The 7,294-nt window shown below is 56.0% G+C and carries 9 protein-coding genes and 2 pseudogenes; 5 read left to right on the top strand and 6 right to left on the bottom strand.

Annotation, left to right across the window (positions count from 1 at the left end):
• From ACN0RL_RS19350 to ACN0RL_RS19375, 6 genes and pseudogenes are all read right to left on the bottom strand, one after another.
• Nucleotides 1–580: alanine--tRNA ligase-related protein (locus tag ACN0RL_RS19350; protein WP_417519785.1), on the bottom strand; the 580-nt coding region annotated here is incomplete at its 3' end.
• A 507-nt stretch (nucleotides 581–1,087) separates the two neighbouring features.
• A complete protein-coding gene (locus ACN0RL_RS19355) occupies nucleotides 1,088–1,309 on the bottom strand; it encodes an alanine--tRNA ligase-related protein (protein ID WP_417519801.1) in 222 nt (73 codons plus the stop codon).
• A gap of 750 nt (nucleotides 1,310–2,059) precedes the next feature.
• Nucleotides 2,060–3,068: pseudogene (gene lptG / locus ACN0RL_RS19360) on the bottom strand (LPS export ABC transporter permease LptG).
• A 17-nt stretch (nucleotides 3,069–3,085) separates the two neighbouring features.
• Complete coding sequence (locus tag ACN0RL_RS19365; RefSeq protein WP_417519787.1) at nucleotides 3,086–3,625, bottom strand: LptF/LptG family permease; 540 nt, start codon at nucleotides 3,623–3,625, stop codon at nucleotides 3,086–3,088.
• A 113-nt stretch (nucleotides 3,626–3,738) separates the two neighbouring features.
• On the bottom strand, nucleotides 3,739–3,933 hold the full coding sequence (locus ACN0RL_RS19370; RefSeq protein ID WP_417519789.1) for an LptF/LptG family permease: 195 nt from the start codon (nucleotides 3,931–3,933) through the stop codon (nucleotides 3,739–3,741).
• A gap of 113 nt (nucleotides 3,934–4,046) precedes the next feature.
• Nucleotides 4,047–4,235, bottom strand: a complete 189-nt coding sequence (locus ACN0RL_RS19375) for a hypothetical protein (RefSeq protein ID WP_417519791.1) — start codon at nucleotides 4,233–4,235, stop codon at nucleotides 4,047–4,049.
• A 186-nt stretch (nucleotides 4,236–4,421) separates the two neighbouring features.
• Between ACN0RL_RS19375 and ACN0RL_RS19380 the strand changes: the two genes are divergently transcribed.
• The 5 genes and pseudogenes from ACN0RL_RS19380 to ACN0RL_RS19400 all read left to right on the top strand — a co-directional run.
• Nucleotides 4,422–4,664, top strand: a complete 243-nt coding sequence (locus ACN0RL_RS19380) for a M17 family peptidase N-terminal domain-containing protein (protein WP_417519793.1) — start codon at nucleotides 4,422–4,424, stop codon at nucleotides 4,662–4,664.
• On the top strand, nucleotides 4,657–5,028 hold the full coding sequence (locus ACN0RL_RS19385) for a hypothetical protein (protein WP_417519795.1): 372 nt from the start codon (nucleotides 4,657–4,659) through the stop codon (nucleotides 5,026–5,028). The genes ACN0RL_RS19380 and ACN0RL_RS19385 overlap by 8 nt, the downstream gene beginning before the upstream one ends.
• A 181-nt stretch (nucleotides 5,029–5,209) precedes the next feature.
• Nucleotides 5,210–5,338: a hypothetical protein gene (locus ACN0RL_RS19390; RefSeq protein ID WP_417519797.1), complete on the top strand. Its 129-nt coding sequence runs from the start codon at nucleotides 5,210–5,212 to the stop codon at nucleotides 5,336–5,338.
• A gap of 54 nt (nucleotides 5,339–5,392) precedes the next feature.
• Complete coding sequence (locus ACN0RL_RS19395; RefSeq protein WP_417519799.1) at nucleotides 5,393–5,743, top strand: hypothetical protein; 351 nt, start codon at nucleotides 5,393–5,395, stop codon at nucleotides 5,741–5,743.
• Nucleotides 5,744–6,496: 753 nt separating this feature from the next.
• A pseudogene (locus tag ACN0RL_RS19400) lies at nucleotides 6,497–7,294 on the top strand (class I tRNA ligase family protein); the annotation flags it as partial.

The following is a 7,294-nucleotide window of genomic DNA, read 5'->3' on the forward strand; positions in this document are numbered from 1 at the left end:
CACTCACAGCGCGAATGCGCTCGTGACCATCGATGTGACCGTGCCCGGTAAATTCGGTTTTACCCTCAATGCCCAAGCCAGCGGCATTGTAATCCATGCCGAATTTGCTGGCCGCCCGCGCGCGCTCACGCTGGCTTTCCATGGCCTTCTCGTAGCCCTCATAATCCAGTGACAAACCGCGCTCACGGGCTATGTCGTTGGTGAGATCCACCGGAAAACCGTAGGTGTCATACAACGTAAAAATGGTTTCCCCGGGAATCACGTCGCCTTTCAGCTCGGCAATGTCCTGCTCAAGCAGGCGCAGGCCTTTATCCAGAGTTTTTACAAACTGCTCTTCTTCCTGCAACAGCACTTTTTCGATCTGCTTCCGGCTGCTGACCAGCTGCGGGAAAGCTTCACCCATCAATTCAACCAGGGCACCGGTCAGCTTGTAGAAGAACGGGCCAGTGGCGCCCAGTTTGTTGCCGTGACGAGCGGCTCGACGAATGATGCGTCGCAGCACAAAACCACGGCCTTCATTGGAGGGCATTACGCCATCAGAGATCAGGAACGCACAGGAGCGGATATGGTCGGCAACCACTCGCAGGCTGGCTTCGGTTGTTGCTGCACCGCCGAAATTTCAGGCGCTTTAACGATCCTGGAACAAATCAATTTCGTAGGTGCTGTACGCCCTGCAATACCGCCGCGATGCGCTCAAGGCCTACCAGTATCCACGGAAGCGACGAGTTCAGCATTTCACCATCAGCAGTACGGTTGTACTGCAGACACGTTCAGATTTCAATGTAACGGTCGCCGTCTTCTTCCGGGCTACCGGGAGGGCCTGACATCCGGCCCGTGATCAAAGAGATTTCGGTACAAGGGCCGCAGGACCGGTATCATATCCGCAGAAGTTATCCGACGCCAGCAGCCACCTTATTATCGCCAATACGAACAATACGCTCGCCAGGAACGCCCACTTCTTTGTTCCAGATATCGAAGCTTCATCGTCTTCCGCATAGACCGTCACCCACAACTTCTCGGTTGCAGGTTCAGCCATTTCTCACCGGTCAGAAGGTCCAGGCAGGTGATGGCTTCACGCTTGAAGTAATCACCAAACTGAGTTGCCCAGCATTTCGAAAAAGGTGTGGTGACGCGCGGTATAGCCCACGTTTTCAAGTCGTTGTGCTTGCGCCAGCATACACACACTTCTGGTGAAGTCGCCAGTGTGGTCGCGCTCTTCCCGACAAGGAAGGTATCCTTGAACTGGTTCGCCCGCGTTGGTAAACGGCGGTGTTGGATCATCCGCTGGAACCGAACTGCTTGGAACAATGGCGTGACCTTGCTGTTTGAAATAATCGAGAACGTCTGTCGCAACTCTGCGGTTTTCATAGCCCTTTGATACCTTTCCAGAAACCGCCGATTAGCCGGCAGGTCCGCGATTGAAATACGAATACTTACATGCGTGTGCAAATCCGCTACTCTAGCACACGCCGAGAACGCGAAAAACGTGAAACCTCATAGGAGACCCCATGCCCGCCGCTTCCACGACGCCGAGGAACTACTACCGCCAGCCACAGCATTAAAGCGGGCATTGGCCGTATCTACGACGGCCTAATCAGCATTGCCGTGTTATTGGTAGCCACCGGGTCACACCATGGTTGCCGGTTGGATAACAGGCTGGATTCTACGAACAAATGGCGAAGCCAGCCAGCTCTCCGGAGACCCCGGGCTGACGTTTGTCCTGTTCCTTGTTCTATATCTGTTCTTTGCTTATTTCTGGACTCGCGCCGGCCAGACGTAGGCATGCAGGTTTGGCGGGTACGCATCGAAAATCTTGACGGCACATCGGTCAGCTGGACCCAATCGCTACTCCGCTACGGAACCGCCTCCGCTGGTTTTCTGGCGATGCTCGGCGGTCATTATCTCGGCGCAGTCACATTGCTACTCACCGTACGGCCATCATCGCGCTGTTTTGCGATCAACGGCCTGTCGGTCACCGACCGCGTTTCCAACAGCGTTGTTGTGGCACTACCCAAACCACGAAGAAATAACCGAGCTCAGGGCCGGCCCAGGTGGCTTCTCATAACACCGCTCCCACCGCGGCATTGATAATCGGTGCCAGCACCGCAATCATCGGGTTGAACCCGTAAACCATACTCATCGGCCCAAGCAGGTCCTGCATATGCTTAAACGGGCCACCAACAAGCCCGTAAACACCCGGAACCCCATGGTGACAGAACGAAGCGGGCCAAATACAAACGAAATGGCCACAAGCACCATCACCGCAGTCCCCAGCGGCATCAACGCCTTTTCAGAACGCCAACCAGTATTGTGCGGCGGTCAGCCTGCTCACCAAATAACGGGCGTAGGTGAACAAGCCTGTCATCGAAAGATTTTCTGGCTACAATCAGCACTAAGCACTTCAGGTGACAGCCCGGTCTCCCAGCAGTGACGCTTGCTCATCACGCACAGTGCGCTCACCCTCCATACGAGTTGTGACCACATTTTTCAGAATCCAGTGATCGCCGTGGAAAACTGCCTTCTCTGCGAAGCTCGATTGAGCCAACTGCCGGTCATCATCAAACTCGAACAGAACCCCACCACGACACCATCCGGCTGCACGGCATTGAGGTGCGCCGGGTGTTACCTTCCGATGCCAAACCCGTGAGCTTCCGCCACATTCTTACCAGCACCCAGCGCTACAGCTTTATCACTTTGAGCGATACGCTCAGTGGTCGAACCACATATTCGCCAATGAACACACCCAACAGAACCACAATCAGTGCCGGTTTCATCGCCGACCATACGATGCGTTTCAATGACACACCCACGCGTATAACCGTCAATTCTGACGACTGGCCTGGTTCCCAGCCCCACCAGGCACCCATAAACGCCCCAAAGGCAGGTAGTCATAAATGCGGCGAGGCAACGTCAGCCGTACCAAGCGCTTCCATGGTTTGGTAACCATTACGGGTATCTTCAAACCGGCGATGAACGCGAAAATCAAATCCAGTGACAACACCACAACCATCTGCAAGGAACATGGCGCCGCCCACGGTACTCATTACGTAATTGTCGATCTTACGCATGGGCATTCGCCTCCTTTTCAAGACGGCGGCGATTCAGCCAAGCAGGCCCGAATTGCAGCCACAAGCCCAGCGACAAGAAGATCATACATGAACCACAGCATGCCTAGCCACTCAGGAACCTTGCCATCGGCCAGCGCATCCCGCGCAACGATCAACAAACCAAGATAATTGATACACCAGCATCGCAGGCAGCAAATGAAGAACCGCCCCTGCCGCAGGTTAACCCGGCTCAGGCACTGCGCCAGCAGCGTGATAATGGGCACAATCAACGGCAGAGAAATGCGCCAGTGCAGCGGCGCGATCTTCAGGATCATCCGGTACAGAGATCGAGCGTTGATACCTTCTTCCAGCTCTTTCGTTCCAGCTTCACCACTCTGGATTTTCAAACCGTAGGCTGAGCGTCGTTGGATCGAGCTGGCTGGCACCCCTTGAAAGCGCCCGCCATCTTCAAGAATCAAAAACCGGCTACCGGTTTCCTCATCGATCAGCTGGGAGCCGGTCTCTGCCGTAATCAGCGTTATGCCCTCTCCATCGCGGCCGCCATTACCAATAAACACGCCTTGCAAGACGCTTGTCGTCGCTCAAAACTTCGGTATAAGTAACCAGGTGCGGGTGAAATCCTGAAACCGGCCAGGTGCCAGCACTCTCAAATTCAGTGGCCTTACGCTGCTCATTGAAAATCTGCTCGACCTGCTTCATCCCCGAGCGATACGTAGAACTCATTGCACCAACCACGATCGCGACGGAAAGCGCCGAGCAGAGTTTTCACCAGCAACTGGCGTTCGCTCACGCCACAGGCAAACAGCACCGTCATCTCGCTTTCCAGATACATACGGCCGTAAGCCAGCAAAATGCCAATAAACAAACAACGGCAGAATCAGCTCAGAAAGCCGGAAACCGATAACCCATGATGGCAAACAAGACGCCCGCAGCGATTTCGCCCTCTGCGGCACTGCCTAAATACGATGAACCGGCCACTCAGAAAACCAGCAACAGAATACCGGAAACGGCGAACATGCTCACCATGATCTGGCGAATGAGGTAACGGAAAATGATAGTCAAATCAGTCTCTGGTGGCGCCCGGTTGAAGATGGTGGATACGAAATGCGCGTATTCTATGTAACCTTGCGGCCGAATGACAGTAAAGCGCTTGTACATTAAAGCCATCTAAGCAATATGGCCGTCAGCTTGATTATTCGAGGCTTAGCCCCAATCCTTGTGAACATGCAGAGCCGGACTCGGCCTCACACTCGAATTACACAACAGGAGTTGTCATGAATTTCAGCCTGAGCAGCAAAGCCATCACGGCGACCAACACCGATTACTCGTTATCGGACTGCCCGAAAACGGTGAGTGGCCGGAAACCGCAAAGCAGCAGACCAAGCTTTGGGGCTGATCAAACAACTGGAAAAAGCGGGCGACCTGACCGGCAAAAACGCCTCCGTCGCCACCTTGCTGACTGAACAACGGCGGCGTGTGATTGTCGTCGGCACAGGCAAAGATGATGAACGCAATTTGGCCAACTACCATAAAGCGCTCATTGCCGCCGTCGGCGCTGCTCAAAACGGCCGTCCAACGGTGCCTTCATTTGCCTGACCATTACCAAGATTCAAGGCCGGAAGCTAGCGCTGAAGACGCGCTTGAACCTGCTTGGCCGCACCCTGGAAAACGGCTTTACACCTTCACCGGCTTCAAGAGCAGCAGCCTCTGCCGCAAACTGAACAAAGTCATCGCCCAAGCGTCTGACGCGGACCAGTCTCAGAAAGACGCTTTCAACCTGGGCCTCGCCACCGGCCGCGGCAGACCACCCGCGACCTGGGCAACACCCCGCCAAACGTTTGCCACCCGATATGGCTGGCAGAACGGCGCAAACCATGGCCAAGAGCACGACTGCATCAAAACCGAAGTGCTGGATGAAAAGCAGATGGCCGACATGGGCATGAACACCATCCGGCCGTAGGCAAAGGCTCCACACAGCCTCCGCGCGTCGTCATGGAATACCGCGGCGGCAAACTGACGAAAAACCTTACGTACTGGTCGGTAAGGCATCACCTTCGACAGCGGCGGCATCAGCCTCAAGCCCGGCGCCGGCATGGACGAATGAAATACGACATGGGCGGCTCCGCCGCGTATTCGGCACCATGAAAGTCTTGGCCGAAACCAAGCCCAGCATCAACGTAGTTGCCGTGATCGCAGCCGCTGAAAACATGCCGACGGCTCCGCAACACGCCCGGGCGACATCGTCACCACCTGAGCAGCCAGACCGTTGAAATCCTCAACACAGACGCTGAAGACCGATTGTACTGTGCGACGCCCTCACCTACGTGAAAAAGTTCGACCCAAACCGTCATCGACCTGGCCACCTGACCGGCGCCTGCATCATCGCGCTGGGCCATCAGGCAACCGGCATGCTCGCCAGCGACGACGAACTGGCCAACGAACTGCTGGCCGCCGGCGAAAAAACCGGCGACCAGCGGCGCCTGCCTGTGGGACGAATACCAAAGCCAGCTCGACAGCAATTTCGCGACATCGCCAACATCGGCGGCCGCCAGGGCATCACAGCCGCCTGCTTCCTGTGGATTCACCAAGAATACCGCTGGGCCCTGGACATCGCCGGCTGGCTTAGGACTCCGGCAAAGGCAAAGGCGCAACCGGCCGTCCGGTTCCCCTACTGATCGACTACCTGATGTCCATGCAGGGTAACAGCGAAGCAATCCCCGGGGCCCGACGGCCAGCTGCCGTACCTCGGCCAGGATGCCAAAACCAGCGCTACTGGTTTCACATCCTCGCCAGCACCCAGCCGCCCGCAACCTCCCGCCGCCAAACTCGTGGACAAGCCTGGCAGCAAGGCGACCGCGTGTGCGTGCTCTGCGAAAACCAGCAACAAGCGCAGAACTCATGACCTGCTCTGGAACTTCACCCGGACGCCTTCATCCCCACAGCATCGCAACCGACCCAGGCACCCCGTGCTCAGACCCGGTCGGCATCCTGCTCACCGCCGACCGCTGCCGACTGGGTTTCCGTCATCATCTGTCTTCCACCCTGCCTGAACAGGCTGACCTACCGAAGGCTGGCACTGGTTGCCAGCGGTACTCAGCAAGCTCGCGGCCACTACAAACAGCTGCGAAAGCTGGGCATAAACGCGGGTACATTGTCTGAAAACGCTAACACGTTGCCCATCAAAGGCATACGGTCGCTCACGAATTTGCACGAACGTAAAACCAAGCAAACTTGTGCGTAGAAGCGAACCACTCTCAGTTTGAACTGCGGAGTTGGGACGAAACTTACAAAAATTTCGGAGGCCATGGATGGCCGGAGAGAAGCCTGCATGGATGTGCTCAAGCGGTTTGAAGCCTGTCCCAACTCCGCAACAAACGAAGGCTACGAATATACGAACACCGGAAGACGTTCGCCCAACCAAGCCGACCATGTATAATCGCCGGTTTCGAACTTTCCCTCGTGAATCAACCAACGGTCACTGCAGAAACCATGGAAAAAACTACCAGCCAGAAAACATCGAGCGCCAGTGGTACGAAAACTGGGAATCAAAGGGTACTTCCGCCCCAGCAGAAGGCCGTCTACAGCATCGCTATCCGCCACCTAACGTGACCGGCAGCCTGCACATGGGCCACGCCTTCCAGCACCATCTGGACACCCTCACCCGCTACAGCGCATGCAGAGGCAACAACACCGTCTGGACCGTCGGCACAGACAGCCATCGCCACCCAAATGGTCGTTGAGCGCAAACTCGCCGCCGAAGAAAAACCCCCACGAGTTGGGTCGCGACATTCATCAAGCGTATCTGGGAATGGAAGGAAGAATCGGGTGGCACCATCACCGGCCAGATGCGCCGGTTAGGCAACTCTGTTGATTGGGACACCGAACGCTTCACCATGGACGACGGCTTTTACAAAGCTGTACAGGAAGTGTTTATTCGCCTGTACGAAGACGGTCTGGTATACCGAGGCAAGCGTCTGGTGAACTGGGACCCGAAGCTGCACACAGCCATTTCCGATCTGGAAGTTGAGAACAAGGAAGAGAAAGGCTTTTTCTGGCACCTGCGTTATCCGCTGGCCGACGGCGCCACCACGCAAGACGGTAAAGACTATCTGGTTGTTGCCACTACCCGTCCGGAAACCATGCTAGGCGATACCGCAGTCGCCGTTCATCCGGACGACGAGCGTTACCAGCACCTGATTGGCAAATTCGTGATGCTGCCACTGGTA

The organism is Marinobacter sp. (assembly GCF_048259445.1).
Lineage (GTDB): Bacteria > Pseudomonadota > Gammaproteobacteria > Pseudomonadales > Oleiphilaceae > Marinobacter.

Bases quoted from the DNA above. Each gene is read 5' to 3' on its own strand.
- ACN0RL_RS19390 (WP_417519797.1), top strand. From the start codon at position 5,210: ATGAAAGTCTTGGCCGAAACCAAGCCCAGCATCAACGTAGTTGCCGTG.
- ACN0RL_RS19375 (WP_417519791.1), bottom strand. From the start codon at position 4,235: ATGGCTTTAATGTACAAGCGCTTTACTGTCATTCGGCCGCAAGGTTAC.